Origin of the sequence: Nonomuraea antri (assembly GCF_013283785.1) — a bacterium.
Lineage (GTDB): Bacteria > Actinomycetota > Actinomycetes > Streptosporangiales > Streptosporangiaceae > Nonomuraea > Nonomuraea antri.
On sequence record NZ_JABCPZ010000096.1, the window covers coordinates 1 to 24,895 of the forward strand.

Annotated in this window: 20 protein-coding genes and 1 tRNA gene; 10 read left to right on the top strand and 11 right to left on the bottom strand. The window is 69.7% G+C overall.

Annotated features, from left to right (window positions below; all coding sequences use genetic code 11):
• Positions 1-2: 2 nt before the first annotated feature.
• Complete coding sequence (locus tag HII36_RS28140; protein ID WP_217370059.1) at positions 3-1,571, bottom strand: bis-aminopropyl spermidine synthase family protein; 1,569 nt, start codon at positions 1,569-1,571, stop codon at positions 3-5.
• Between the two features lie 272 nt (positions 1,572-1,843).
• On the opposite strand from HII36_RS28140, the gene gltB reads away from it, so the two are divergent.
• The 5 genes from gltB to pyk all read left to right on the top strand — a co-directional run bounded on the left by gltB (position 1,844) and on the right by pyk (position 11,448).
• On the top strand, positions 1,844-6,349 hold the full coding sequence (gltB, locus tag HII36_RS28145; RefSeq protein ID WP_173526280.1) for a glutamate synthase large subunit: 4,506 nt from the start codon (positions 1,844-1,846) through the stop codon (positions 6,347-6,349).
• 15 nt (positions 6,350-6,364) lie between these two features.
• A complete protein-coding gene (locus HII36_RS28150) occupies positions 6,365-7,843 on the top strand; it encodes a glutamate synthase subunit beta (RefSeq protein WP_173526281.1) in 1,479 nt (492 codons plus the stop codon).
• A gap of 133 nt (positions 7,844-7,976) precedes the next feature.
• Positions 7,977-9,635, top strand: a complete 1,659-nt coding sequence (locus tag HII36_RS28155; RefSeq protein WP_173526282.1) for a S8 family peptidase — start codon at positions 7,977-7,979, stop codon at positions 9,633-9,635.
• Positions 9,635-9,982, top strand: coding sequence for a DUF2784 domain-containing protein (locus HII36_RS28160; protein WP_217370062.1), 348 nt, complete (start codon positions 9,635-9,637; stop codon positions 9,980-9,982). The genes HII36_RS28155 and HII36_RS28160 overlap by 1 nt, the downstream gene beginning before the upstream one ends.
• 35 nt (positions 9,983-10,017) lie before the next feature.
• Positions 10,018-11,448, top strand: a complete 1,431-nt coding sequence (pyk, locus tag HII36_RS28165) for a pyruvate kinase (protein WP_173526284.1) — start codon at positions 10,018-10,020, stop codon at positions 11,446-11,448.
• Positions 11,449-11,528: 80 nt separating this feature from the next.
• On the opposite strand, the gene dapD is transcribed toward pyk, so the two are convergent.
• Genes dapD through HII36_RS28180 form a run of 3 tightly spaced genes read right to left on the bottom strand, consistent with a single transcriptional unit; the run spans position 11,529 to position 14,004 of the window.
• Positions 11,529-12,494 carry a 2,3,4,5-tetrahydropyridine-2,6-dicarboxylate N-succinyltransferase gene (gene dapD, locus HII36_RS28170; protein ID WP_173526285.1) on the bottom strand — a complete coding sequence of 322 codons (966 nt, stop codon included), beginning with the start codon at positions 12,492-12,494 and terminating at the stop codon, positions 11,529-11,531.
• Between the two features lie 24 nt (positions 12,495-12,518).
• Entirely contained in the window at positions 12,519-12,941 is a 423-nt protein-coding gene (locus tag HII36_RS28175; protein WP_173526286.1) for a pyridoxamine 5'-phosphate oxidase family protein, read from the bottom strand.
• 46 nt (positions 12,942-12,987) lie between these two features.
• Positions 12,988-14,004: a LysR family transcriptional regulator gene (locus HII36_RS28180; protein ID WP_173526287.1), complete on the bottom strand. Its 1,017-nt coding sequence runs from the start codon at positions 14,002-14,004 to the stop codon at positions 12,988-12,990.
• Positions 14,005-14,074: 70 nt separating this feature from the next.
• On the opposite strand from HII36_RS28180, the gene HII36_RS28185 reads away from it, so the two are divergent.
• On the top strand, positions 14,075-14,812 hold the full coding sequence (locus HII36_RS28185; RefSeq protein WP_173526288.1) for an SDR family NAD(P)-dependent oxidoreductase: 738 nt from the start codon (positions 14,075-14,077) through the stop codon (positions 14,810-14,812).
• Positions 14,813-14,818: 6 nt separating this feature from the next.
• Here the strand turns inward: HII36_RS28185 and HII36_RS28190 are convergent, their stop codons facing one another.
• Positions 14,819-15,331, bottom strand: coding sequence for a hypothetical protein (locus tag HII36_RS28190; RefSeq protein ID WP_236003944.1), 513 nt, complete (start codon positions 15,329-15,331; stop codon positions 14,819-14,821).
• 121 nt (positions 15,332-15,452) lie between these two features.
• Positions 15,453-15,535: transfer RNA gene (locus tag HII36_RS28195), tRNA-Leu, on the bottom strand.
• Between the two features lie 108 nt (positions 15,536-15,643).
• Between HII36_RS28195 and HII36_RS28200 the strand changes: the two genes are divergently transcribed.
• The 3 genes from HII36_RS28200 to HII36_RS28210 all read left to right on the top strand — a co-directional run bounded on the left by HII36_RS28200 (position 15,644) and on the right by HII36_RS28210 (position 19,219).
• The gene (locus HII36_RS28200; RefSeq protein WP_328807931.1) at positions 15,644-16,228 is read left to right on the top strand and encodes an ANTAR domain-containing response regulator; all 585 of its coding nucleotides are present in this window, start codon (positions 15,644-15,646) and stop codon (positions 16,226-16,228) included.
• Between the two features lie 148 nt (positions 16,229-16,376).
• Positions 16,377-17,663 (top strand): ABC transporter substrate-binding protein, encoded by a 1,287-nt coding sequence (locus HII36_RS28205; RefSeq protein WP_173526289.1) that lies wholly within the window; start codon positions 16,377-16,379, stop codon positions 17,661-17,663.
• A gap of 242 nt (positions 17,664-17,905) precedes the next feature.
• Positions 17,906-19,219, top strand: coding sequence for an ABC transporter substrate-binding protein (locus HII36_RS28210; protein WP_173526290.1), 1,314 nt, complete (start codon positions 17,906-17,908; stop codon positions 19,217-19,219).
• Positions 19,220-19,224: 5 nt separating this feature from the next.
• On the opposite strand, the gene HII36_RS28215 is transcribed toward HII36_RS28210, so the two are convergent.
• Positions 19,225-20,046 (bottom strand): hypothetical protein, encoded by an 822-nt coding sequence (locus HII36_RS28215; RefSeq protein WP_173526291.1) that lies wholly within the window; start codon positions 20,044-20,046, stop codon positions 19,225-19,227.
• Between the two features lie 215 nt (positions 20,047-20,261).
• Here HII36_RS28215 and HII36_RS28220 point away from each other — a divergent pair, with 215 nt between their 5' ends.
• Entirely contained in the window at positions 20,262-21,566 is a 1,305-nt protein-coding gene (locus HII36_RS28220) for an ABC transporter substrate-binding protein (RefSeq protein WP_173526292.1), read from the top strand.
• A 131-nt stretch (positions 21,567-21,697) separates the two neighbouring features.
• Here the strand turns inward: HII36_RS28220 and HII36_RS28225 are convergent, their stop codons facing one another.
• The 4 genes from HII36_RS28225 to HII36_RS28240 all read right to left on the bottom strand — a co-directional run bounded on the left by HII36_RS28225 (position 21,698) and on the right by HII36_RS28240 (position 24,885).
• A complete protein-coding gene (locus tag HII36_RS28225; RefSeq protein WP_173526293.1) occupies positions 21,698-22,096 on the bottom strand; it encodes a hypothetical protein in 399 nt (132 codons plus the stop codon).
• An 80-nt stretch (positions 22,097-22,176) separates the two neighbouring features.
• Positions 22,177-22,962, bottom strand: a complete 786-nt coding sequence (locus HII36_RS28230) for an ABC transporter ATP-binding protein (RefSeq protein ID WP_173526294.1) — start codon at positions 22,960-22,962, stop codon at positions 22,177-22,179.
• Positions 22,959-23,897: an ABC transporter ATP-binding protein gene (locus HII36_RS28235; protein ID WP_217370060.1), complete on the bottom strand. Its 939-nt coding sequence runs from the start codon at positions 23,895-23,897 to the stop codon at positions 22,959-22,961. The genes HII36_RS28230 and HII36_RS28235 overlap by 4 nt, the downstream gene beginning before the upstream one ends.
• A complete protein-coding gene (locus HII36_RS28240) occupies positions 23,887-24,885 on the bottom strand; it encodes a branched-chain amino acid ABC transporter permease (RefSeq protein ID WP_173526295.1) in 999 nt (332 codons plus the stop codon). Before HII36_RS28240 ends, HII36_RS28235 begins: the two co-directional genes overlap by 11 nt.
• Between the last annotated feature and the right edge of the window lie 10 nt (positions 24,886-24,895).

Consider the following 24,895-nt stretch of genomic DNA (forward strand, 5'->3'; position numbering starts at 1 on the left):
GGTTAGGCAGGGGTGGTGGTTGTGGTGGTGAGGGCGGTGATGGTGGTGGTGATGGCCTGGGGGAGTGCGGACAGGCGGTGGAGTGGGGCCTCCAGGGGCGTGAGGTCGTCCGACCAAGGAGCCGCCTGACGGATCAGCGCCCGGGCCTGGTTCTTGGTGAGCGTGACCCCCTCGGCGCGGGCCAGGCCGATGAGCGACTCCCGCCACGTGTTCGCCAGCTTGCCGTGCGCGTTGTCCAGGATCCTGCGCAGCATCGCCGGCTCAGGCCCCGTGGGTTGCGGCAGCCGTACGGCGTCGATCACGGTGTCGCGCGCGGTGAACTCGTACACCGGCGACAACACGCCGGGCGGCGGCGTGGGCACGCCCAGGACGGCGCGGACGTGCGCGGCCCGGGTGGCCAGCAGCAGCCGGGGGAGCGCGGACTCCAGCCCGGCAGGTACGGCGACCGCGACCCGGACGGGATCGGCCGCGTACGGCTTGGCCAGCCAGGTCGAGAGCTTGACCCGAGGCTGGGGCAGGTCCTTGGCCCAGTCGCCCACCAGCAGGTCGGGCACGAACCCCTGCAGCTCGGCCAGGCCGGGCAGCGCGGCGGCCGACGATTCCACCGACTGCGGCCCCTGCGTGTAGATGGCCGTGGCCTGGCGGTTCAGCCGGGCGGCGGCCGCGGGGCGTGACTTGGTGGTGGGACGCAGGACGTAGAGGTCGGCCGCCGACCCGATCGCCTCCGCCCCGAAATATCGGTTGAAATCGGGGTATATCGCCTCATAAGCGAGATTCAGCTCCGACAGGGACTGCTGAACCTTGAAGGCGAGCATCGGAGTCCGCTCGCTGGCCCCGTACGCCAGCAGCACCCGGCCGTCGTTCTTCAGGCCCTCGACGGCGCGGGCCACGAACAGGCCGATGCCTTCCGGCGTGTACGGCGGATCGGTGACGGCCAGGTCGTGTTCGCGTGCCGACGCGGGCAGCCCCAGGCGCAGATCCGCCCACCGGGTGCGCACGCCCAGATCCTGCTCGTCGATGTAGGCCAGGATGCGCTCGTCGATGTCGACGACCGTGACATCGGTCTCCGGATGCACGAGCTTGACCGCCAGCGAGGTGAGATCGTGGTCGCCGACGCACAACAACCGGGCCCCGGGCAGCCAGAACCTGGCCCCGAGCAGCAGCGCCCGCCGCAGCGCGGTCTCGGGCGTGGCGGCCACGTGGTCGAGCGTGTGCCGGCCGCGCGGGGCCTTGGCGACGAGTTCGGTCAGCCGGTCGAGCACCTGTGGGTAGTGGCCGGCCAGGTGGCCCACCGGGTCTTCCGGCGGCGGGGCCAAGGCCAGGAGGTGCTGGTAGCCGGGCGTGTGCGCGGCGGGCACGCGGAACCGCTCGTCCCGCCGCTCCAGCCTGACCTCGCGCAGCAGGGCCTCGATCGAGCGGCGCGAGGTGGCGCTGGCCCGCACCAGCTCGGCCAGGCTCCACCACTGTCCGTCGCAGAGCAGGAGCAGCGCGTGGCGCAGCCGCCGGCTGTCGACGCCCGCCTCGCCGAGCAGGCGTTCCACCCCGTGCTGTGCCACTCCGTCGCGCTCCATGCGCCAACCCTATCGACGGATCACCGCCCCACGGCCTGGTGTGCGTGGTGCCGGTGTTCCCGCAGGTGAAAGGGGGTGGGAATGAGGTGGGCCGTCCGGTGGTCGAGATGGCGAGGTTCGGATGTCGAGATGCCGCGAATGTTCGCAATGCGGACGTGGCGGGCACCATTCCGGCATGGTGCGGTAATCTCTACCCACGATACGCAGCAGGGCCAACGTCGTCCCCGCCTGTAGGAGCAGTTCAGACAGACGAAGACGACGGGAGGGATTCAATGCCTGCTGCCCACCTCGGGTTCCCCGAGCCCCAGGGCCTCTACCACCCCGCCAACGAGCATGATGCCTGCGGTGTCGCCATGGTTGCCGACGTCGCCGGTCGCCGGGGGCACGACATCGTGGTCAAGGCACTGACGGCGCTGTGCAATCTCGATCACCGGGGGGCCAAGGGTAGCGAGCCGGACACCGGTGACGGCGCCGGGATCCTGACGCAGATCCCCGATGAGTTCTACCGCGCGACCGTGCCGTTCGCGCTGCCCGCCGCCGGTGCGTACGCCACCGGCATCGCCTTCCTGCCGATCGACGACGAGGCTCGTCAGATCGCGCTGCGGATGATCGCGGAGATCGCCGACGAGGAAGGCCTCACCGTGCTCGGCTGGCGGGACGTGCCCGTCGACCGGGCGCTGCCCGGGCCCAGCGCCCGCGCGGTCATGCCGCACTTCGCGCAGCTGTTCGTGTCGAGCCCGGGCGGGGAGTCCGGGCTGGCGCTCGACCGGCTCGCGTTCTGCCTGCGCAAGCGGGCCGAGCACGAGGTGGACGTGTACTTCGCCTCGCTGTCGGCGCGCACGGTCGTGTACAAGGGCATGCTCACGCCCGACCAGGTCGAGCCGTTCTTCCCGGACCTGTCCGACGAGCGCTACCACAGCGCGATCGCGCTGGTGCACTCGCGGTTCTCGACCAACACGTTCCCGAGCTGGCCGCTGGCCCACCCGTACCGGTACATCGCGCACAACGGCGAGATCAACACGGTCAAGGGCAACCGCAACTGGATGCGCGCCCGCGAGGCCATGCTGGAGTCCGCCCACATCCCGGGCGACATCTCCAGGCTCTTCCCGATCTGCGACCCGGACGCCAGCGACACCGCCAGCTTCGACGAGGCCCTGGAGCTGCTGCACATCGGCGGCCGCAGCCTGCCGCACGCGGTGCTGATGATGATCCCGGAGGCGTGGGAGAACCACACCGAGATGGACCCGGCCCGCCGGGCCTTCTACGAGTTCCACTCCTCGATGATGGAGGCCTGGGACGGCCCCGCCTCGATCACGTTCACCGACGGCACCCTGGCCGGCGCCGTGCTCGACCGCAACGGCCTGCGCCCTGGACGCTTCTGGGTCACCGCCGACGGTCTCGTCGTGCTCGCCTCCGAGGCCGGCGTGCTCGACTTCCAGCCGGAGGACGTGGTCCGCAAGGGCCGCCTGCAGCCAGGCAAGATGTTCCTCATCGACACCGCCCGCGGCAAGATCATCGAAGACGACGAGATCAAGGCCGAGCTCGCGGCGGAGCAGCCGTACGAGGAGTGGCTGCACGCCGGTCTGGTCCGCTTCGAGGAGCTGCCCGCCCGCCAGCGGGAGATCCCGAGCCACGAGGCGCTGGTCAAGCGGCAGCAGACCTTCGGCTACACCGAGGAAGAGCTGCGGATCATCCTGTCGCCGATGGCGAAGAGCGGTGCCGAGCCGATCGGCTCGATGGGCACCGACACGCCCGTGGCGGTCCTGAGCGAGAAGCCCCGGCTGCTGTTCGACTACTTCACGCAGCTGTTCGCGCAGGTCACCAACCCGCCGCTGGACGCGATCCGCGAGGAGCTGGTCACGTCCCTGGCCAGCGTGCTCGGGCCGGAGGGCAACCTGCTCGACCCGGGTCCCACCTCGTGCCGCCAGCTCGTGCTGCCGTACCCGGTGATCGACAACGACGAGCTCGCCAAGATCATCCACATCAACGACGAGGGTGACCTGCCCGGCTTCCATCCGCACGTCATCGACGGCCTGTACGAGGTCGCCGGCGGCGGCGAGGCGCTGCTGGCCAGGCTCGCCGAGATCAAGGCCGAGGCGTCCCAGGCCATCGCGGACGGCGCACGCGTCATCGTGCTGTCCGACCGCGGCTCCTCCGACACCCGGGCCCCGATCCCGTCGCTGCTGCTCACCGGCGCGGTGCACCACCACCTGATCCAGGAGAAGACCCGCACCAAGATCGGCCTGGTCATCGAGACCGGCGAGGCCCGCGAGTGCCACCACATGGCGCTGCTCATCGGCTACGGCGCCGGCGCGGTCAACCCGTACCTGGCCATCGAGACCGTCGAGGACCTGGTCGACACCGGGGTGCTCCAGCTCGACAAGCACAAGGCCGTGCGGAACCTGATCAAGGCGTACGGCAAGGGCGTCATCAAGGTCATGTCCAAGATGGGCGTGTCGACGGTGGCCTCCTACACCGGCGCGCAGATCTTCGAGGCCCTGGGGCTGAGCCAGGAGGTCATCGACTCCTGCTTCACCGGCACCACGTCCAGGCTGGGCGGCGTCGGCTTCGACGTCCTGGCCGAGGAGACCGCGCAGCGCCACCGCCACGCCTACCCGCGGGTGGAGAACGCGCACCGCAGGCTCCAGGTCGGCGGCGAGTACCAGTGGCGGCGCGAGGGCGAGCCGCACCTGTTCAACCCCGAGACCGTCTTCAAGCTGCAGCACGCCACCCGCACCCGCCGCTACGAGATCTTCAAGGAGTACACCTCCATGGTGGACTCCCAGGCGGAGCGGCTGATGACCCTGCGCGGCCTGTTCAAGCTGCGCAAGGGCGCCCCGGTGCCGATCGACGAGGTCGAGCCCGTCTCGGAGATCGTCAAGCGGTTCTCCACCGGCGCGATGTCGTACGGCTCGATCTCGATGGAGGCGCACGAGACGCTCGCCATCGCGATGAACCGGCTCGGCGGCAAGTCGAACACCGGCGAGGGCGGCGAGGACCCCGAGCGCCTGTACGACCCCGAGCGCCGCAGTGCCATCAAGCAGGTGGCCAGCGGCCGGTTCGGCGTCACCTCCGAGTACCTGGTGAACGCGGCCGACCTGCAGATCAAGATGGCCCAGGGCGCCAAGCCCGGCGAGGGCGGCCAGCTCCCGGGCCACAAGGTCTACCCGTGGATCGCCAAGACCAGGCACTCCACGCCCGGCGTCGGCCTCATCTCGCCGCCGCCGCACCACGACATCTACTCGATCGAGGACCTGGCCCAGCTCATCCACGACCTGAAGAACGCCAACCCGGACTCGCGCGTGCACGTCAAGCTCGTGGCCGAGGTCGGCGTCGGCACGGTCGCGGCGGGCGTGTCCAAGGCCCACGCCGACGTGGTGCTCATCTCCGGTCATGACGGCGGCACCGGCGCCTCGCCGCTGACGTCGCTCAAGCACGCGGGCGCGCCGTGGGAGCTCGGACTGGCCGAGACCCAGCAGACCCTGCTGCTGAACGACCTGCGCGACCGCATCGTGGTGCAGGTCGACGGCCAGCTCAAGACCGGACGCGACGTCGTCATCGCCGCGCTGCTCGGCGCCGAGGAGTACGGTTTCGCCACCGCGCCCCTCGTGGTCAGCGGCTGCGTGATGATGCGGGTCTGCCACCTCGACACCTGCCCGGTGGGCGTGGCCACGCAGAACCCCGAGCTGCGCAAGCGCTTCAGCGGCAAGCCGGAGTTCGTGGTGAACTTCTTCGAGTTCATCGCCGAGGAGATCCGCGAGTACCTGGCCGAGCTGGGCTTCCGCTCGCTCGAGGAGGCCATCGGCCACGTCGAGATGCTCGACATGTCGGCGGCGGAGAACCACTGGAAGGCCGGCGGGCTCGACCTGTCGCCGATCCTGCACCGGCCGGAGCTGCCCGCGGGCACGCCGCTGCGCCGCACGATCGAGCAGGACCACGGGCTCGCGCACGCGCTCGACAACACCCTCATCCAGCTCGCGGAAGGCGCGCTCAACGAGGGCACCCCGGTCACGCTGGAACTGCCCATCCGCAACGTGAACCGCACGGTCGGGACCATGCTCGGCTACCAGGTCACCAAGCGGTACGGCGGCAAGGGCCTGCCCGACAACACCATCGACATCGGCTTCACCGGCTCGGCGGGCAACTCGTTCGGCGCGTTCGTGCCGCGCGGCATCACGCTGCGGCTGACCGGCGACGCCAACGACTACCTCGGCAAGGGCCTGTCCGGCGGCCGGATCACCGTCCGCCCGCACGAGGCGGCCCCGCTCGACGGGCACATCATCGCCGGCAACGTCGCCCTGTACGGCGCCACGTCCGGCGAGGTGTTCATCCGCGGCGTGGTCGGCGAGCGGTTCTGCGTACGCAACTCCGGCGCCACCGCGGTCGTCGAAGGCGTCGGCGACCACGGCTGCGAGTACATGACCGGCGGCAAGGCCGTCGTGCTCGGCCCGACCGGGCGCAACTTCGCGGCCGGCATGTCGGGCGGCGTCGCCTACCTGCTCGACCTCAGGCCCGAGCGGGTCAACCGCGAGATGGTCGCCATCGAGGCGCTCACCGAGCCGGACGCCGAGTTCCTCAAGGAGACCGTCGAGAAGCACTTCGCCGAGACCGGCTCCCCGGTGGCCAAGGGACTGCTGGCCGACTGGGACGCGGCGCTCACCAGGTTCGGCAAGGTCATGCCGACCGACTACAAGAGGGTGCTGGCCGCCGCCGAGGCCGCCCGCGCCGAAGGCAGGAACGTCGACGAGGCGGTCATGTCCGCCGCGGTTCAGGGTTAAGGGAGGCGTACACCGATGGCTGACCCGAAGGGTTTTCTCACGCACGACAGGGAGCTGCCCGCGCGCCGTCCCGTGGACGTCCGCATCAGCGACTGGCGGGAGGTCTACCAGGACTTCTCCCAGGAGAAGCTGACCAGGCAGGCGTCGCGCTGCATGGACTGCGGCATCCCGTTCTGCCACAACGGCTGCCCGCTGGGCAACCTCATCCCCGAGTGGAACGACCTGGTCCACCGCACCGACTGGCGCGAGGCGATCGAGCGGCTGCACGCCACGAACAACTTCCCGGAGTTCACCGGCAGGCTCTGCCCGGCTCCGTGTGAGGCGGCGTGCGTGCTCGGCATCAACTCCGACCCGGTGGCGATCAAGCGGGTCGAGGTTGAGATCATCGACCGGGCGTTCGCCGAGGGCTGGGTCACCCCGCAGCCCCCGGCCGTCAAGACCGGCAAGCGGGTCGCGGTCGTCGGCTCGGGCCCCGCGGGCCTGGCCGCCGCCCAGCAGCTCACCAGGGCCGGGCACGACGTGGTGGTGTTCGAGCGCGCCGACCGCATCGGCGGCCTGCTGCGTTACGGCATCCCCGAGTTCAAGATGGAGAAGCGCCACATCGAGCGGCGCCTGGAGCAGATGCGGGCCGAGGGCACCGAGTTCCGCACCGGCGTGAACGTCGGCATCGACGTCACCGCCGCCGAGCTGCGCGAGCAGTTCGACGCGGTGGTGCTGTCGGGCGGCGCCACCCAGTGGCGCGACCTGCCGGTGGCCGGGCGCGACCTCAAGGGCGTCCACCAGGCGATGGAGTACCTGCCGCCGGCCAACAAGGTCCAGGAGGGCGACTTCGCCGAGTCGCCGATCTCGGCCGCGGGCAAGCACGTGGTGGTGATCGGCGGCGGCGACACCGGCGCCGACTGCATCGGCACCGCGATCAGGCAGGGCGCCGCGTCGGTGACCCAGCTGGAGATCATGCCGCGCCCGCCGGCGTCCCGGTCCGGCGGCCAGCCGTGGCCGACGTTCCCCATCCTGTTCAAGATGGAGTCCGCGCACGAGGAGCTGGCCGACGGCGGGGGAGAGCGCGTCTACGCGGTCTCCACCACCGAGTTCGTCGGCGACGCCGACGGCAACGTGCGGGCGCTGCGCCTGGTCGAGGTCGAGGGGCCGCAGTCCGGGTTCAAGCCCGTCCCGGGCACCGAGCGGGAGATCCCGGCCGAGCTGATCACCCTGTCGATGGGCTTCGTCGGCCCGGAGAAGGGCGCGCTGCTCGAAGACCTGGCCGCGCTCGGCGGCGACGGCTTCTACGACGCCCGTGGCAACGTCGCGCGGGACAAGACGTACATGTCGAAGGTCGACGGCGTCTTCGTGGCCGGTGACATGGGCCGCGGCCAGTCGCTCATCGTCTGGGCCATCGCCGAGGGCCGTGCCGCGGCCTCCGGCGTCGACAGGTTCCTGACGGGTGAGACGGCGCTGCCGTACCCGATCCTGCCGACGGCCCGTCCGCTGGTCTGACCTCGTGGGAAACGGCCCGGCTTCTCGGCCGGGCCGTTTCGCGCGACATTGCCCGAAATTTCACCACTAAGTTGCATCACTCGATAGGTGTCGGGAAGATGCAGATTCTGTGGGAGTGGTGGATGGGGGAAGCATGCGGCGGTTGGCATCGGTCCTGGCGGCGCTGACCGTCTCCACCGCGCTCGCCGCCTGCTCCCCCCTGGACGGCGGCCGCGACGTGACCACCGGACCCGCGCACGACTACCTCGTCTTCTACGCCGACGGTCAGCAGCGCCAGGCCGAGACCGCCGTCGAGCAGGCCGGAGGCAGCACGCTCACCGCCGACACCAGGCTCGGCTACCTCATGGCCAGAGGACACGGCGACGGGTTCGCCGAGAGCGTCGGCACGGACCGGGCGATCGTCGGCGTGGCCTCCGACAGGAAGATCGGCTTCGCCTCCGCCCGTTCCCACGCCTTCCCCTCCCGCGTCCGCCCCTCCCGCGCCTACCCCGACGGCTCGCTGCTGAGCAGGAAGGCCGCCGCGGGCGAGCCGCTCGCGCCGCGCCAGTGGGACATGAAGATGATCGGCGCGGACCGCGCCAACGCCGTCGCCCCCGGCACCAAGCAGGTGCTGGTCGGCGTCATCGACACCGGCATCGACGGCAAGCATCCAGACATCGCGCCCAACTTCAACCGCGAGCTCAGCCGCAACTTCGTCACCGACAGGCCCAAGGACGACCACGGCGAGAACCTCGACGGCCCCTGCGAGACCAGCGACTGCAAGGACCCCAACGACCGCGACGACGACGGTCACGGCACCCACGTGGCCAGCACCATCGCCTCGCCTATCAACGGCATCGGCATCGCCGGCGTCGCGCCCGGCGTGCAACTGGTCAACATCAGGGCCGGCCAGGACTCCGGCTTCTTCTTCCTCAAGCCCAGCCTCGACGCGCTCACCTACGCCGCCGACATCGGCGTCGACGTGGTGAACATGAGCTTCTACGTCGACCCGTGGCTGTTCAACTGCCGTGACAACCCCGCCGACACGCCCAAGCAGCGCCTGGAGCAGCGCGCGATCATCACCGGCATGCAGCGGGCGCTCGACTACGCCCGCGGCAAGGGCGTCACGCTCGTCTCCGCGCTCGGCAACGGCGCCACCGACCTCGGCGACCCCGAGGTCGACAGGAACAGCCCCGGCTACCCGCGCGGCGACGAGAAGATCCGCGAGGTCGACAACTCCTGTCTCAACGTGCCTGCCGAGTCCAAGGGCGTCATCTCGGTCGCCTCGGTCGGCCCGTCCGGGCGCAAGGCCATCTACAGCGACTACGGCCTGGAGCAGACCGACCTGGCCGCGCCCGGCGGCGACATCCTCGACGGCAAGGGCGCCTCGGCCACCCGGTCCATCCTGGCCGCCGCCCCCGAGCACGTGCTGCGCGCCGCCGGCCGCATCGACCAGGCGGGCAAGCCCAAGGGCACCGACGTCGTACGCGACTGCCGCGACGGCGCCTGCTCCTACTACCAGTACCTCGACGGCACCTCGATGGCCGCACCGCACGCCACCGGCGTCGCCGCCATCCTGATCAGCCGCTTCGGCCAGGCCCAGGGCAAGGCGGGCGTCAGCGCCGCGCCCGCCGACATCCAGCGCCTGCTGTACGAGACCGCCGACAAGAAGCCCTGCCCCACCCCCCGCGCGTACGTGTACAAGGTGTACGAACAGACCCAGACCCATGTCTGCGAAGGCACACGATCGCGTAACGGTTTCTTCGGCCATGGCATCGTGAACGCCTGGCGGGCCGCTACCGTCGAAGGGTGATGTACCGCCTCGTCGCCGACGCCGCGATGGTGGTCCATTTCGCCTTCCTCGCCTACCTGGCCGTCGGAGGATTCGTCGCCTGGCGGTGGCGGCGGACGATCTGGGCCCACCTCGCCGTCGTCGGCTGGGGCGTGCTCTCGGTGGTGACGGGGATCGACTGCCCGCTGACCCACGCCGAAGACTGGGGACGCCGCCAGGCGGGCCTGGAAGGCCTCCCGGCCAGCGGATTCATCGACCACTACATCGAAGGCGTGATCTACCCGGAGGAGTACACGAACTTGGCGCGACTCGGGGTCGCTGTTCTCGTGCTGTTCTCCTACGTCGGCTACGTTCTGCGTCGTCAGTGACTGCCAAGTGGTCTGTACCAATTAAGGTAGGACTCGTGACTCGTCGCGCGAAAATAGTCTGCACTCTCGGCCCCGCCACTTCGTCCCCTGAACGCCTTCGCGAGTTGATCTCCGCGGGCATGGACGTGGCACGGTTCAACCTCAGCCATGGCAATCATGACATGCACAGAGAGGTTTACGACCGGGTCAGGGAGGTGGCGGCCGACCTCGGCCGCGGCGTAGGCGTGCTCGCCGACCTGCAGGGGCCCAAGATCCGCGTCGGGAAGTTCGAGGAAGGCCCGGTCCGGCTCGGCTTCGGCGACGTCTTCACCATCACCACGGAAGAGGTTCCCGGCGACCGCGAGCAGGTCTCCACCACCTACAAGGGCCTGCCGAAGGACGTCCGCCCCGGCGACACCATCCTCGTCGACGACGGCCGCCTCGTGCTCGAGGCCACCAGGGTCGACGGCGAGCGCGTCACCACGCGCGTCGTCATCGGCGGCATGATCTCCGACAACAAGGGGCTCAACCTGCCGGGCGTCAACGTCAGCGCCCCCGCGCTGACCGACAAGGACGAGGCCGACCTGCGCTGGGCGCTGCGCACCGGCTTCGACATGATCGCCCTGTCGTTCGTCCGCCGCCCGTCCGACGCCGACGTGGTGCGCAACATCATGGAGCAGGAGGCCGTCCGCCTCCCGCTGCTCGCCAAGATCGAGAAGCCGCAGGCCGTCGACCGCATGCCGGAGATCGTCGAGGCGTTCGACGGCATCATGGTCGCCCGCGGCGACCTCGGCGTCGAGCTGCCGCTGGAGCAGGTGCCGATCGTCCAGCGCCGCCTCATCGAGCTGTGCCGCGAGAAGGCCCGCCCGGTCATCGTCGCCACCCAGATGCTCGACTCGATGATGAACGCCCCGCGCCCCACCCGCGCCGAGGCCTCCGACGTGGCCTACGCCGTGATGGACGGCGCCGACGCGGTCATGCTGTCCGGCGAGACCTCGGTCGGCAGCTACCCGGTCGAGGCCGTCTCCACGATGGACCGCATCGCCTGCGCGGCGGAGAAGTCGTCCCTGCACGCCACGCACACGCTGGAGCGCATGCCGGAGACCACCGGCGGCGCCATCGCCCGCGCCGCGGCCGAGGTCGGCGCCATCGTCGGCGCCAAGGCGCTGGTGGCCTTCACCATGTCCGGCGAGACCGCCCGCCGCCTGGCCCGCTACCGCTCGCCGATCCCGCTGCTCGCCTTCACCTCGGCGCCGCACGTGCGCGGCCAGCTCTCGCTGACCTGGGGCGTCGAAACGTTCCACGTGCCGTTCGTGCACCACACCGACGACATGGTGCGCCAGGTCGAGGCGGCGCTGCTGTCGTCCGGGCGGCTGGAGAAGGGCGACAAGGTGGTCATCGTGGCCGGCTCGCCTCCCGGCACGCCTGGCTCCACGAACGCGCTGCGCGTCCACACGATCGGCTCGGCGGTCTCGCACGCCCACTGAGGCGCCGCCACCCGCTCGCTGAAACGGGAAGGGCCGCCCGGGGATCACCCCCGGGCGGCCCTCCCGCGTTGGACCTACGGTCAGTCGTTGGCGTGCAGCGCGGCGTTGAGCTCGACGCCGGTCCCGGTGCGCGCGACCGCCTGCACGGCGCCCGTCTGGGAGTTGCGGCGCAGCAGCAGCCCGTTCGAGCCCGACAGCTCGGCCGCCTTGACCACCCGGCCGTCGGGGAGCGCGACCTTGGTGCCCGCCGTCACGTACAGGCCGGCCTCCACCACGCAGTCGTCGCCCAGCGAGATGCCCACGCCCGCGTTCGCGCCCAGCAGGCAGCGCTCGCCGATCGAGATGACCTGCTTGCCGCCGCCCGACAGCGTGCCCATGATCGAGGCGCCGCCGCCCACGTCGGAGCCGTCGCCGACCACCACACCGGCCGAGATGCGGCCCTCCACCATGGACGCGCCCAACGTGCCCGCGTTGAAGTTCACGAACCCCTCGTGCATGACGGTCGTGCCACTGGCCAGGTGGGCGCCCAGGCGCACCCGGTCGGCGTCGGCGATGCGCACCCCGGACGGCACCACGTAGTCGACCATCCGCGGGAACTTGTCGACGCCGAAGACGGTCACCGCGCCCTTGGCGCGCAGCCGCAGCCGGGTCTGCTCGAAGCCCTCGACCTGGCAGGGCCCGGCGCTGGTCCACACCACGTTCGAGAGCAGCCCGAACAGGCCGTCCAGGTTCACCCCGTGCGGCCTGACCAGGCGGTGCGAGAGCAGGTGCAGCCGCAGGTAGGCGTCGTGCGTGTCGACGGGCGGTGCGGAGAGCTCGGCGACGCCCGTACGCACCGCGACGACCTCCACGCCGCGGACCGGGTCGGGGCCGACCAGCGGGGCCAGCTCACCGGCCTCCTCGGCGGCCAGCCGCTTGGTCCCGGTGACAGGTGGTTCGCCCAGTTCCGGCGCGGGGAACCAGGTGTCGAGTACGGTGCCGTCTGCGGCAATGGTCGCGAGGCCGACGCCGAAGGCGCCGGTCGTCGTGGGATCGATGGCAATCACGGGCCCAAAATACCGTTCCCGCGCTCAGCCCAGCGCGCCCAGGTCCGCCGACAGCCAGCGCTGCGGCCGCATCGCGAACGTCACCAGCGCCTGCAGGTCCGACCCGTGGACGTATCCGGCGACGGCGTCGGGCGGCAGGTAACGGGCGGAGATCCGGGTCAGCTGCGCCGTCGTCGTCGGCCCGGACGCCACCACCGCCCCCTCCACCGACACGTACCGGTACGTCGGACTCGTCCGCTGCACCAGCACCGAGAACCGCCCGGCCTTCCTGACCAGCTGGGCCTTGCGCGAATCACCGTCGGTCAGGAACTCCAGCATTCCGCCGGGCGCGTAGTGGTACCACACGGGCACGGTCAGCGGGCCCCGCCCGTCTCCCGCGTCCACGGCCAGCACCGCGATGTGCGGCCCGGCCAGGAACGCCTCACGCTCCGCCACGCTCAACGCCATCCGCCCCACCTCCCTTGACCGGATTCATCACCGATCTTGCAGCCGCCTACTCCCGGCCCCGGCGGTCTTTGCCCCCGTTTTGCCGCCCGGCCACCCTGGTGTCGGTCACGCCCACCTCGGCCGCCCGCGCTTCAGCCATCTGCGCTTCGGCCGCCCGCGTTTCGGTCGCACGTTTTTCGGCCACCTGCGCGGCGGTCAGCACGAACGCGGCCAGCGCCCGCGAGCGCGCCCCTTCCGGCCAGGCCAGCACCACGGTCGTCGGCGGCGCGTCGGCCACCGGCACGCACACCAGATCCCGGCGCACCTGCTCACGCACCGACTCCGGCGCCACCGCCACCAGCCGGCCGAGCGCGACGAGCTGCATCAACCGCCCGGGCTCGACGTCGTCGTCGGGCCCCTCACGGTCGTGCCGTTCCCGGTCGTGCCGTTCACGGTCGGGCCGTTCACGGTCGGGCCGTTCCCGGTCGGGCCGCACGCGCGGCCAGCGCGGTGTCGGATCGCCGTCCAGGTCCGCCAGCCGCAGGAAGGGCCGCCCGGCCAGCCGATGATCGGCCGCCAGCACCGCCACGGCGCCCTCCACGACCAGCGGCTCGGTGTCGAACCCCGTCAGGTCCTCATGCGGGCTGTGCAGGAACGCCACGTCGGCGGTGCCGTCGCGGAGCAGCGCCGCCCGCTCCGCCACCCCGCACAGCGCGAGCTCCACCTCGACCGCGTCGGGATGCCCGGCGTAGGCCCGCAGGAGGTCGGGCAGCAGCCCGCCGTCGCCACCCGGCTTCACCGCCACCACCAGCCGCGGCTCGTCCAGCCCCGCCCTGCGGGTACGCACCGTCGCCGCCCGCACCGCGTCGAGCACCTTGGCCGCCTCCCTGGCCAACACCTCGCCGGCCGGTGTCAGGGCCAACCGGCGTCCCGACCGGTCGAACAGCGTCACCCCGAGCCGCCGCTCCAGCTTCTGGATGGCCCGCGACAGCGGCGGCTGCGCCATCCCCAGCCGCTCCGCCGCCCGTCCGAAATGCAGCTCCTCGGCGACGGCGGTGAAATAGGCCAGCTCACGCGTCTCCATACCGTCAGGGTATGACCGCGTACCCAGCCGGTGTTGGCCGCGACAGCCGCGCCGATGATGGGCTTCGATCATGGACAACTCCACGATCGCCCTGATCACCGGGGCCACCAGGGGCATCGGCTTCGCTGTGGCCGCCGGGCTCGCCGCCGCGGGCGCGACCGTCGTGCTCGGCGCGCGCGACCCGGACGACGGCCGCGCCGCCGCCGCCAGGATCGGCTCAGCCGCCCACCCGGTCGAGCTCGACGTCACCGACCCCGCCACCGTCACCGCGGCCGCCGCCCACATGGCCGAGCGCTTCGGCCGCCTGGACGTACTGGTCAACAACGCCGGCATCTCCGGCCACGACCCGGCCCGTGAGACCCCGCCGAGCAGGACGCCCGCCGACCTGGTCCGCGCCGTGTTCGAGACCAACGTCATCGGCGTGCTCACCGTCACCAACGCGCTGCTGCCCCTGCTCAGACGCGCACCGGCGGCCCGCGTCGTGAACGTCTCCAGCGGCGTCGGCTCGCTGGCGCACCACAGCGACCCCGGCCACTACCTGTCGGCCCTGCCCGCCCAGGCCGCCTACCCGCCGTCGAAGACCGCGCTGAACGCGCTGACCGTGCAGTACGCCAAGGAGCTGCGCCCGGACGGAATCCTGGTCAACGCCGCGGCGCCCGGGGCCTGCGCCACGGACTTCACCAAGGACCTGCCGTTCCCGATCACCAGGACGGCCGAGGACGGCGCGGCGATCATCATCCGCCTGGTCACCCTCCCGCCTGACGGCCCGACCGGCGGCTTCTTCGACGACGCGGGACCGGTGCCCTGATAGGGGTCAGTATTTGGCGCCGACGTGAGCGTCGAGCAATTCGACGGCCTCCCGCCTGGCCACCGACAGCTCGTTGCGGTTGTTGTAGCGCCAGGCGACTCCGAGCAGGTCGAGCCCCTGACCGCAGAGCGCGAGAATGTCGGCGGATTCGTTCTTGAACATGTAGCGGGGCTGCCAGTCCGCGAGCTTGATCTCACGGGTGTGCTTCATGCCCGGGCCATGCTGGGGGAACAAGCACGGCCAATGCGTGGAGTAGCTCTTGACCTCCGTGCAGCCTCGGCGCCGGCGGCGGCTCACCGACGAGGCCGGCATGACGCCCGCCATCACGGCTGCGGCTTCCTCGATCAGCCCGGGATAGGCGTCACCGCAGAAGAGTGAGAGCTGGAACACGTCGTTCCTGCAGCGGACGATGTGTCCGTCTCCCAGGTAGAGCCCGAGCAGGTGGGCGTAGGCGACGTCGTCGAGCGGGCGGCCGTGGCAGCGAGGACAGGCACGACCGCGCCCATGGAGACACCGCACAGCGCGGCGACCTCCCGGTCGATCAGCCCTTGGGCCGACAGGCGGAGGGCACGGGCCACCGTTTCGCGCGAGTGCATGAGATCAGTGTGGCGAGTGCCACCGACAGTCTCGAGTCGATCGGTGCCGGAAGCGGGATTCGAACCCGCACGCCCTCTCGAGCAGACGCTTTTGAGGCGTCCATGTCTGCCATTCCATCATTCCGGCCGAATTTCCGGACTTGTCCGGATCTTTTGGAACACCCTACCGCCCAGGAGGGAACGGGCCGGGTGCCAGCGTGGATCTAATCTACCGGACATCTGTACTCTTCTGCTCGTGAGTACGCAGCGGCGAGTGGTGATCGCGGAAGACGAGGCGCTGATCCGCCTCGATCTCAAGGAGATGCTCCAGGAGGACGGCTACGTCGTCGTGGGCGAGGCCGGTGACGGTGAGCAGGCGATCAGGCTGGCCGCCGAGCTGAGGCCCGACCTGGTGATCCTGGATGTGAAGATGCCAGTGCTCGACGGCATCTCGGCGGCCGAGCGGATCGTGGCCGACCGCATCGCGCCGTGCCTCATCCTGACCGCCTTCTCCCAGCGTGATCTGGTCGAGCGGGCCAGGGACGCCGGGGCGATGGCCTACCTGGTCAAGCCGTTCACGAAGGCCGACCTGGTGCCGGCGATCGAGATGGCGGTCAGCAGGCACGAGGAGATGGTGGCGCTGGCCTCGGAGGTGTCCAGCCTGTCGGAGCGGCTGGAGACCAGGAAGCTGGTCGAGCGGGCCAAGGGTCAGTTGATGTCTCAGCACGGCTGGAGCGAGCCGCAGGCGTTCCGGTGGATCCAGAAGGCGTCGATGGACCGGCGGCTGAGCATGCGGGAGGTTGCTCAGATCGTTATAGACGACGCGGCCGAGCGGGCGTGAAAAAGCCCATTATCAGCTGATTCGCCCCCGTGGGTTGTGAGCCGGTCACGACTAGGCATCCAACCGGCTTCGGGTTCTGGCGGCGCAGGCGTCCCGACGCATGCTGATGGGCGGACGGAGAGTCCGCTCATTGAACGGAGACGCTTCGATGATCCGTAATTCCCGCGCGCTGGTCGCCGCTACCGCTGCGTGCCTGGCGCTGGCGGCGTGTAACAGCGGGGGCACGACCCCGGGCGCCACGGGGTCCGCCTCCGTGCAGCCGCCGCAGCAGTCCGCCGCCCAGGGCGACAGCACACTGAAGATAGGCACGGTCCTGCCGCAGACGGGCTCGCTGGCGTATCTGGGGCCACCCATGTTCACCGGCGTGGACCTGGCGCTGAAGGAGATCAACGAGGCCGGCGGCGTACTTGGCAAGCCGGTCGAGAAGTTCGACACCGACTCGGGCGACACCACCACCAACATCGCCTCGCAGTCGGTGGACAAGTTGCTGGCGCAGAAGGCCGACGCCATCGTGGGCGCGGCCTCCTCGTCGGTGTCGGAGTCGGTGATCGACAAGATCACGGGTGCCGGGGTGCTGCATTTCTCGCCGGCCAACACCTCCGACAAGTTCACCACGATCAACGACAGAGGGCTGTACTTCCGCACCTCGCCGCCGGACAAGCTTCAGGGGCGGGTCCTGGGTGACCTGGTGGTGACCGATGGCAACGACACCATCGGCATCCTGGCCATGCAGGACTCTTATGGTTCCGGACTGGCCGACCAGGTGACCCAGACCGCCGAGGCCGGTGGCGCCGAGGTGGTCGAGCGGGTCGACTACGACCCGAAGGCGGCCGATTTCTCCGCCGACGTCTCCAAGCTCAAGGCGAAGAATCCGAAGGCGATCGTGCTGATCGGGTTCGAGGAGACCGCCAAGGTGGTGCAGGAGCTCGTCAAGCAGGGGCTGACGGCCGACAAGCACAAGTGGTACATGGTGGACGGCAACACCTCCAACACCAACTACCTGAAGATGCCCAAGGGCACGCTGACCGGCGTCAAGGGCACCGTGCCCGGCGCGGCGGCGCCCGCGGCGTTCCAGAAGCGGCTGCTGGAGGTGCGGGAGGACCTGGCCGAGTACACCTACGCGGCCGAGTCGTACGACGCGGTGACGCTGATCGCGCTGGCCACCGAGGCGGCCAAGTCCGATGCCGGCACCGCGATCGCCGGCAAGCTCGTCGAGGTCAGCAAGGGCGGCGAGAAGTGTGACGGCTTCAAGGCCTGCGTCGATCTGCTCAAGGCGGGCAAGGACATCGACTACGACGGCGTGAGCGGCCCGGTCGACTTCAACGACGTGGGCGACCCGACGGTGGCCACCATCGGCGTCTACCTGTACGGCGAGGACAACAAGTTCAACGCCGCCAAGGCGCTCGAATATCGCCAGGGCAACATCACCGGCTAGCCCCATCCCACATTGTGGACATTCCTCCTCCGGTCTCATCTCATTTCGGGATCGGGGGAGATCCTTTTATGGCGTGGCCGTAACTCTCATGAAACGTTCCATTACCCAGGGTGATTGGGACATTACGAATCAGCATAAAAGACCGGTAAGAACCCCACATCTCTCCCCGGGAGGGGCATGCTGAGCTCGTGAAACGCAGCGAGGGAGATCGTTCCCTCGTTGAGATAAGGGGAGACCTTTTTATGATCCGCATTGCTCCAGCGGGACGCATGCTGGCCGTCGCGGCCGCGGCGAGCCTGGCCCTGACGGCCTGTGGCGGTGGCGGCGGCGACACCACCGCCTCGCAGAGTTCCGCGCCCGCCGCGGCGTCCTCGTCGGCGGCCCCGGCGACCAGTGGGGCGGCGAAGGGCGACGGCACCCTGACGATCGGCAGCCTGCTGCCGCAGACCGGTTCGCTGGCGTTCCTCGGCCCGCCCATGTTCGCGGGCGTCGACACGGCGGTCAAGGAGATCAACGACGCCGGCGGCGTGCTCGGCAAGCCGGTCACCAAGATCCACACCGACTCCGGTGACACCACCACCAACCTGGCCGCCCAGGGGGTCGACAAGCTGCTCGGCCAGAAGGCCGACGCCATCATCGGCGCCGCGTCCTCCTCGGTGTCGAAGTCGGTGATCGACAAGGTCACGGGCGCGGGCGTGGTGCAGTTCTCGCCGTCCAACACCGCCGACGAGTTCTCCACCATCAAGGACAACGGCCTCTACTTCCGCACCGCGCCGCCGGACAAGCTGCAGGGCCGCGTGCTCGGCGACCTGGTGGTGGCCGACGGCAACGACACGGTCGGCATCCTGGCCATGCAGGACTCGTACGGCACCGGCCTGGCCGACCAGATCGCCAAGACCGTCCAGGACGGCGGCGGCGAGGTCGTCGAGCGGGTCGACTACGACCCCAAGGCGGCCGACTTCTCCGCGGACGTGGCCAAGATCAAGGCGAAGAACCCGAAGGCGATCGTGCTGATCGGCTTCGAGGAGGGCGCCAAGGTCATCCAGGAGCTGGTCAAGCAGAGCCTGACCTCCGACAAGGTCAAGTGGTACATGGTGGACGGCAACATGTCGAACACCAACTACCTGAAGATGCCCAAGGGCACCTTCACCGGCGTCAAGGGCACCATCCCCGGCGCCGAGGCCCCCGGCCCCTTCCGTGAGCAGCTGGCCAAGGTCGCCCCCGACCTGAAGGACTTCACTTACGCGGCCGAGTCGTACGACGCCACCATCCTGACCGCCCTGGCGGCCGAGGCGGCCAAGGACGACAGCGGCGCCTCGATCGCGGCCAAGCTCTCCGAGGTGAGCAAGGGCGGCGAGAAGTGCAAGAGCTTCAAGGAGTGCGCGGACCTGCTCAAGGCGGGCAAGGACATCGACTACGACGGTGTCAGCGGCCCGATCGAGTTCAACGAGGCCGGTGACCCCGCCACCGCCACGATCGGCGTCTACCAGTACGGCGAGGACAACACCTACGCCGCCAAGGCGCTGGAGTACCGCACCGGCAGCATCGACGGCTAAGCGGCTCAGCCGCCCAGGCCGCAGACCTCCTGCGCGTAGCGCAGGAACCGGTCCTGCATCGGCTTGGGCGGCACCACGATGATCACCCGTTCCTCGCCCCCGTCCACGCTCGCCCGGACGGGGAACAGGAAGGCCTTCTTGGCCTCGGCGAACGCGTGGCCGTCGCATCGGCCTGGCGACAGCTCCATCGGCAGCTCCGCCCGCTGCTCGGCCGCCCCCAGTTCCACCAGGGGGCGGCTTTTCGCGTCCGGGGTCACGATGTAGTGGGTGGTGCCGCCCACCTCGTTGACGGCCACCGTGCCCGCGCCGCGCCTGGTCAGCACCAGGTTGCCGCGCATGGCTTTGCCGACCCGCGTCCACTCCGCGCCGAACTCGATGGTGGCGGCCTGCTTGATCAGGTACGCCGCGCACTCGTCGCGCAGCAGCCTGCTCAGCAGCGGGTCGGGGTGCGGCACCGGGAAGACGACCTTGCGCGGCGCGCCGCCGTCCGTGCTGAGATGGGCCACCACCGTCGCCGCCTGGAGCTCGGGCAGCCCCTGCGGCGAGCACCTGGCCGCGCCGTACTTGATGGGCAGGTCGGTCCTGGGCGTGCGGCCGATGATCGCGTCGGCCCGCTGCGGCGGGAGGGTTTCGAAGGACGGCGTGATCAGCTGAAGGTCGGCGAAATGCACCGGCTTGTCGCCGGTATTGGTGACGGCCACTTGCAACTGGTGCACCGGTTCGTCGGAACGCCATTGGTGCAGCGCGACCGATACCCCGGGCGGCGGGTTCACCGGGGGCGGCGAAGGCTGCGCCGCGGCGCCGCAACCCGTGATCGAGACCACCATGACAAATGTGACCGTAATACGCCTCACGAGAGCACATTAGGCGTGCTTCCCCAGGTCCGTAAGTTGAGGACTGATTACGACTCCGCATCCAAGTGCCGACAGTTCAACACCGGACCTGGTTGGAACACGCGGCGATTTTGTACGTTTCCGTCATTCGATCGGGAACGCTCGGCGGCTGCTGACGGATCCCGGCCTGGAGATGAAGGAGACACTTCATGATCCGCATTGCTCCTATGGGGCGGGCGCTGGCTGTCGTGGCCGCCACGAGCCTGGCCCTGACAGCCTGCGGCGGCGGCAGCGACACTGCCGCGCCGGCATCGCCCACCGCTGGCGGGTCCAGCGCGCCGGCCACTTCGGCGCCGGCGGCCAAGGGCGACGGCACGCTGACCCTTGGCACATTGCTGCCCCAGACGGGTTCGCTGGCCTTCCTCGGCCCGCCTGAGTTCGCCGGTGTCGACCTGGCGCTCAAGGAGATCAACGAGGCCGGGGGCGTGCTCGGCAAGCCGGTCGTCAAGTTCGACACCGACTCGGGCGACACCACCACCAACATCGCCTCGCAGTCGGTCGACAAGCTGCTGGCGCAGAAGGCCGACGCCATCATCGGCGCGGCGTCGTCCTCGGTGTCCGAGTCGGTCATCGACAAGATCACGGGTGCCGGCGCGGTGCACTTCTCGCCCGCCAACACCTCCGACAAGTTCACCACGATCAGCGACAAGGGCCTGTACTTCCGCACCTCGCCGCCGGACAAGCTGCAGGGCCGCGTGCTCGGTGACCTGATCATCGCCGACGGCAGCGACACCGTGGGCATCATGGCCATGCAGGACTCCTACGGCACCGGCCTGGCCGACCAGGTGGCCAAGACCGTCCAGGACGGCGGCGCCGAAGTGGTCGAGCGCGTCGACTACGACCCGAAGGCCGCCGACTTCTCCGCGGACGTGGCCAAGCTCAAGGCGAAGAACCCGAAGGCGATCGTGCTGATCGGCTTCGAGGAGACCGCCAAGGTCGTCCAGGAGCTGGTCAAGCAGGGCATGCCCGCCAGCAAGCACAAGTGGTACATGGTCGACGGCAACACGTCCAACACCAACTACCTCAAGATGCCCAAGGGCACGCTGACCGGCGTCAAGGGCACCATCCCCGGCGCCGCCTCTCCTGACGAGTTCCAGGAGAAGCTGAAGGGCATCAACTCCAAGCTCGAGGACTTCAGCTACGCCCCCGAGTCCTACGACGCGGCGAACCTGATCGCGCTGGCCGCCGAGGCCGCCAAGAGCGACGCGGGCGTCGACATCGCCGCCAAGCTGGCCGAGGTCAGCAAGGGCGGGGAGAAGTGCAAGAACTTCAAGGAGTGCATCGACCTGCTGAAGGCCGGCAAGGACATCGACTACGACGGCGTGAGCGGTCCTGTCGAGTTCAACGAGGCCGGTGACCCGGCCGTCGCCACCATCGGCATCTACCAGTACGGCGACGACAACCGCTACGCCACCAAGGCGCTGGAGTACCGCACCGGCAACATCGCCGGCTGATCCAGCCGCCTGAGGGCGTCCTCGCCCGGTGAACACCTGGGGCCCGGTCATCGCGACCGGGCCCCTTTCGCGTGCCCGCTACGGCCGTTTCGCGGGCTTCTGGGGCCATTCGCCGCCCGCCACGGCCGTGGCTATTCGCAGCCCGCCACGATCTGGTCGGCCGCGGGACGGTAGCGCTTGAGCAGCGTCACCTGCCGCTCGCGCGGCGTGCTCGGCTTGGCCAGTTCCTCGGTCGTCTCCTTGACCGTCGCGACGGCCGTCCTGAGTGCGGCGGGCAGCCGGTCGCCGAACTCCAGCGTGATGCCCCGCAGCTCGGAGAAGCGGCCCACCAGCGCGTTCTCGAAGTTCTGCCGGTCCTCGCCGCCGGCCGGCTCCAGCATCAGTCCCGCGTAGCCGATGGCGGACACGACGCGGGAGCAGGGGCTGTCGGACGGGTCGCCGCCGGTGCTGTACTTGCCGGTCGAGGCGTCGTCCCCCTGGCAGGCGGTCACGAGGGGCAGCAGCAGCACGAGAGTCGCCAAACGTTTCACAGCGCCCATTCAAAACGGTCGCGCACACGCAGAAAAGGGGCTCCCGTGACGGGAGCCCCTTTTCGCGCCGGAGGGGTGTGCTACGCCTTGGCCAGCGTGCCCAGGTACAGCTCGATGACCTTGGGGTCGTTGGCGAGCTGCCGCCCGGTGCCGGTGTAGGCGTTGCGGCCCTGGTCGAGGACGTAGCCGCGGTGGCAGATCTGCAGGCAGCGCCGCGCGTTCTGCTCCACCATGATGACGGTCACGCCCGCCTTGTTGATCTGCTGGGCCTGGATGAACACCAGGTCCTGCAGCTTCGGCGACAGACCGGCCGACGGCTCGTCCAGCAGCAGCACGGAGGGCTCGGTCATGAGCGCCCTGGCCATGGCCACCATCTGGCGCTCACCGCCGGACAGCGAGCCGGCCCGCTGCTTGCGCCGCTCCTTCAGCGCCGGGAACAGCTCGGCGACGAACTCGAAGCGCTCCTTGAACTTGCCGGGCACCTGGAAGGCGCCCATCTCCAGGTTCTCCTCGATGGTGAGGCTGGGGAAGACGTTGTTCGTCTGCGGCACGTAGCCCACGCCGCGGGAGACCAGCGAGTGCGCCTTCATGTTCGTGATGTCCTCACCCTTCAGCAGCACCGTGCCGCTGCGGATGTTGACGAGCCCGAACATGGCCTTGAGCAGGGTCGACTTGCCGGCGCCGTTCGGGCCGATGATGCCGATCAGCTCGCCCTGGCGGACGTACAGGTCGGAGCCGTTGAGGATGTTGACGCCAGGCAGGTAGCCGGCGATCAGCTCGTCGCACCTGAGCACGGCCTCGGCCGCGCCCTCCAGGTGCGCGCTGCGGTCGGTGACGGCCGCCTTGGACTCGGGGACGGCGTTCACTTCTGCGTCTCCTCCTCGATCTCGGCCTCGAGCGCCGCCTCGGCCTCGTGCAGCTGCGCCTCCAGCTCGGTGTCCGAGAGGGGCGCGTCGTGGTGCGCGCCGAGGTAGGCGTCGATGACCCGCTCGTCGGACATGATCGTGTCGGGCGGGCCCTCGGCGATCACGTTGCCCTGGGCCATGACGATCACCCAGTCGCTGATGTCGCGGACCATGTCCATGTCGTGCTCGACGAACAGCACGGTCATGCCCTGCTCGCGCAGGTCCTTCACGTGCCCGAGCAGCGACTGGGTCAGCGCCGGGTTCACGCCGGCCATCGGCTCGTCGAGCATGACCAGCTCGGGGCCGACCATGAGCGCGCGGGCCATCTCCAGCAGCTTGCGCTGGCCGCCGGACAGCGAGCCGGCGAAGTCCTCGCGCTTGGCGTCGAGCTTGAACCGGGTGAGCAGCTCTTCGGCGCGCTCGGTGATCTCGTCCTCCTGCGCCCGCCACAGGCCGGGCACTAGGGCGCTCCAGAAGTTCTCGCCCCGCTGCCCCTGCGCGCCCAGGCGCATGTTCTCCAGCACCGTCAGCTTGGACAGGGCCTTGGTGAGCTGGAAGGTGCGGACCATGCCCAGGCGGGCCACCTTGTGCGCGGGCACGCCGTTCATGGCGCGGCCGTTGAACGTCCAGCGGCCGGAGTCGGCGGTGTCGAAGCCGGTGAGCTGGTTGAAGAACGTGGTCTTGCCGGCGCCGTTGGGGCCGATCAGCGCGGTGATGGAGCCGCGCTGGATCTCGACGTGCTCGACCTCCACGGCGGTCAGTCCGCCGAAGCGTCGCACCACGTTGTCGACGACCAGGATCGGATCGGGCTTCGGCACGCCGGGCTCGCGGTCCAGGTCCTTGAAGGCGGCCAGGGCGGCCGCCTTGCGGTCGGTGGTCGTGCTTTCAGCGCGCATCGATTGCTATCTCCCTCTTGTCACCGAAGATGCCCTGTGGCCGGAAGATGAGCAACAGCATCAGGCCGAGACCGACCAGGACGTAGCGCACCGCACCCACCTGGAAGCTGGACATGAACGGGATGAGACCCGCGCCCACCGCCTCGCTGAGCACGCCGTTGACCAGGACGAGCAGGAACCAGAAGATCATCGAGCCGACGACGGGGCCGAACACGCGGGCCGCGCCGCCCAGGATGACGATCGTGTAGGCGAAGAAGGTGGTCTCGGTGCCGAACACGTCGGGCTGAACCGAGGTGTAGTACAGGCCGTAGATGAAGCCGGCCAGCGAGCCGATGACGCCGCCGAGCACGAGCGACTGCATCTTGTAGGAGAAGATGTTCTTGCCGAGGCTGCGCACGGCGTCCTCGTCCTCGCGGATGGCCTTGAGCACGCGGCCCCAGGGGCTCTTCATCAGCAGGTAGACGATGCCGCAGGAGATCGCGATGAGGATCCAGCCGACGGTCAGCAGCCACATCACCCGGTGGTTGAAGAACAGCGGCACGTTGAAGAGGTTGAAGCCGTATTCGCCCTGGGGGTAGGGGTTGAGCGCGTAGAAGCCGTCGGTGAAGCCGCGCCGGCCGTCGGAGCCGCCGAAGACGTCCTTGTACTCCACCGAGCGGAAGATCAATCGGATGATCTCCGCCGCCGCGATGGTGACGATGGCCAGGTAGTCGGCGCGCAGGCGCAGCGTCGGCGCGCCCATGACGAGCGCCAGGAGCACCGCGGCGGCCAGGCCGACCACGATGCCGACCCAGAACGGCAGCCCGATCACCGTCACGGTGACGGCCAGGCCGTAGCCGGCCACGGCCATGAACGCCGCCTGGCCGAAGTTGAGCAGGCCGGTGTAGCCGAAGTGGATGTTGACGCCGATGGCGGCCAGTCCGTAGATCACCGTCTCCGCGCCGATGATCGCCTTGAGCGTCGTGCTTAGGATGACGATCCAGTCCATGGTGAGCTCC

Bases quoted from the DNA above. Each gene is read 5' to 3' on its own strand.
- HII36_RS28140 (WP_217370059.1), bottom strand. From the start codon at position 1,571: ATGGAGCGCGACGGAGTGGCACAGCACGGGGTGGAACGCCTGCTCGGC.
- gltB (WP_173526280.1), top strand. From the start codon at position 1,844: ATGCCTGCTGCCCACCTCGGGTTCCCCGAGCCCCAGGGCCTCTACCAC.
- HII36_RS28150 (WP_173526281.1), top strand. From the start codon at position 6,365: ATGGCTGACCCGAAGGGTTTTCTCACGCACGACAGGGAGCTGCCCGCG.
- HII36_RS28155 (WP_173526282.1), top strand. From the start codon at position 7,977: ATGCGGCGGTTGGCATCGGTCCTGGCGGCGCTGACCGTCTCCACCGCG.
- HII36_RS28160 (WP_217370062.1), top strand. From the start codon at position 9,635: ATGTACCGCCTCGTCGCCGACGCCGCGATGGTGGTCCATTTCGCCTTC.
- HII36_RS28175 (WP_173526286.1), bottom strand. From the start codon at position 12,941: ATGGCGTTGAGCGTGGCGGAGCGTGAGGCGTTCCTGGCCGGGCCGCAC.
- HII36_RS28180 (WP_173526287.1), bottom strand. From the start codon at position 14,004: ATGGAGACGCGTGAGCTGGCCTATTTCACCGCCGTCGCCGAGGAGCTG.
- HII36_RS28185 (WP_173526288.1), top strand. From the start codon at position 14,075: ATGGACAACTCCACGATCGCCCTGATCACCGGGGCCACCAGGGGCATC.
- HII36_RS28205 (WP_173526289.1), top strand. From the start codon at position 16,377: ATGATCCGTAATTCCCGCGCGCTGGTCGCCGCTACCGCTGCGTGCCTG.
- HII36_RS28210 (WP_173526290.1), top strand. From the start codon at position 17,906: ATGATCCGCATTGCTCCAGCGGGACGCATGCTGGCCGTCGCGGCCGCG.
- HII36_RS28215 (WP_173526291.1), bottom strand. From the start codon at position 20,046: ATGGTGGTCTCGATCACGGGTTGCGGCGCCGCGGCGCAGCCTTCGCCG.
- HII36_RS28220 (WP_173526292.1), top strand. From the start codon at position 20,262: ATGATCCGCATTGCTCCTATGGGGCGGGCGCTGGCTGTCGTGGCCGCC.
- HII36_RS28235 (WP_217370060.1), bottom strand. From the start codon at position 23,897: ATGCGCGCTGAAAGCACGACCACCGACCGCAAGGCGGCCGCCCTGGCC.
- HII36_RS28240 (WP_173526295.1), bottom strand. From the start codon at position 24,885: ATGGACTGGATCGTCATCCTAAGCACGACGCTCAAGGCGATCATCGGC.